The 1,524-nt window shown below is 75.8% G+C and carries 2 protein-coding genes; both read right to left on the minus strand.

Translation table 11 applies throughout. The features are described 5' to 3' along the window. Position 1: 1 nt before the first annotated feature. Entirely contained in the window at positions 2-1,273 is a 1,272-nt protein-coding gene (locus ACFYO5_RS02615; RefSeq protein WP_388703335.1) for a beta-ketoacyl synthase N-terminal-like domain-containing protein, read from the minus strand. Beyond that, positions 1,270-1,512, minus strand: a complete 243-nt coding sequence (locus tag ACFYO5_RS02620) for a phosphopantetheine-binding protein (RefSeq protein WP_356559285.1) — start codon at positions 1,510-1,512, stop codon at positions 1,270-1,272. Before ACFYO5_RS02620 ends, ACFYO5_RS02615 begins: the two co-directional genes overlap by 4 nt. Positions 1,513-1,524 lie beyond the last annotated feature (12 nt).

A 1,524-nucleotide genomic window follows, 5' to 3' on the forward strand; every position in this document is an offset into this window, starting at 1 on the left:
GTCATACCCCCTCGTTGGCGAAGACCACGGCGGAGTGGAAGCCGCCGAAGCCGAAACTGTTGGACAGCGCGAACGCGGCGGCCAGCGGTACGGCGGTGGTACCGGTGAACCGCAGCCGGGGCTCCACCGGGTCGGTGAGCCACGGGTTGGGGTGCGCGAAGCCGCCGGCCAGCTGAGCGAGCGTGGCGACCGCCTCGACCACCCCGGCCGCGCCCAGGCAGTGCCCGGTCAGGGCCTTGGTCGCGTTCACCAGCGCGGGGGCGTCCGGTCCGAGTACGCGCAGCAGGGCGGCGGCCTCGGTGCGGTCACCGAGCGGCGAGGCGGTGCCGTGCGTGTTGACGTAGCCGAGCTGCCCGGGGGCGACTCCGGCCCGCTCCAGGGCGGCCCGCATCACCGCGGCCTCCACCTGCTCGCTCGGGTCGGCGAGGCTGTTGCCGCTCAGCCGCAGCGCGTGCCCGGCCAGCCGGGCCAGCACCCTCGCGCCCCGGCGGCGGGCACCCGCGGCGCTCTCCAGCACCACGGCGGCGCCGCCGACACCGTCGGTGAAGCCGCGGTGCGCCCGGTCGAACGGTCGGCAGGGCGGTTCGTGGTCGGTGTCGGCGCCGGTGGCGGCGGGCGTCATCGCGCCCAGCGCGCGGTAGGCCTGGCGTTCCACGGGGGCGAGTTCGGTGGGTGCGCCGAGCACCAGGCAGGCGTCCACCGTTCCCGCGTCGAGCAGCCGGGCGGCGGTGATCAGCGCGATGTTGCCGCTGGCGGACGCGCCGCCCACGGTGCAGCCTTCGCCCTCGATGCCGAGGACCTCGCTGACCACGCCGACCTGATCGGTGTCCTGCATGTGCAGTGCGTACCGGCCGGGGACGGCGGTGGGACGGTCCCGGTAGCGGTCGGCGGCCCGGTGCGCACCCGCGCCGGTGAGGTTGTTGCCGGCCACCACCAGACCCAGCCGCTCGGGTGGCAGGGCCCCCTCGGCGAGTCCGGCCTGCGCCCAGGCCTCCGCCGCGGTCAGCACGGAGACCTGCACGCCGAGCGGCGACCTGGCCGCCGTCCGGGCCGCCTTCCGGGGCACCCACCCGCCGCGGGCCCGCCGCTCCGTGAGCAGGGCCGGGTAGTCGAAGGGCGGCAGCGGCGCGCCGGGCGAGTCGGCGTCCCGGTCGGCGGCGGGCAGCAGGGCGCTGCGGCCGGCCCGCAGCGCGTCGGTGAAGGCCGCCAGGCCCGCGCCGGCCGCGCAGTGCACACCTAGGCCGGTGACCACCACGCCGGCGCCGGGGGTCACGCGGAGTGCCGGGCGAGCAGAGCGACCAGCGAGCGGATGTTCCGGGTCTGCTGGAACTCCATCACGGGCACGCTGATGCCCATGTCCTCCATGGTGAGGGTCACCACCTCGGCCCGGTCGACGCTGTTGCAGCCCAGTTCGGCGAGGCTGTCGTCGAGGGTGACGGTGGAGGTGTCCAGGTCGTACACCACGACGCCCAGATTCCGCCGGACCGCCTCGAAGATGTCGCTGTCGTCCATCTCGCTGCTCTC

This window comes from Streptomyces sp. NPDC006259 (genome assembly GCF_042870975.1).
Taxonomy (GTDB): domain Bacteria; phylum Actinomycetota; class Actinomycetes; order Streptomycetales; family Streptomycetaceae; genus Streptomyces.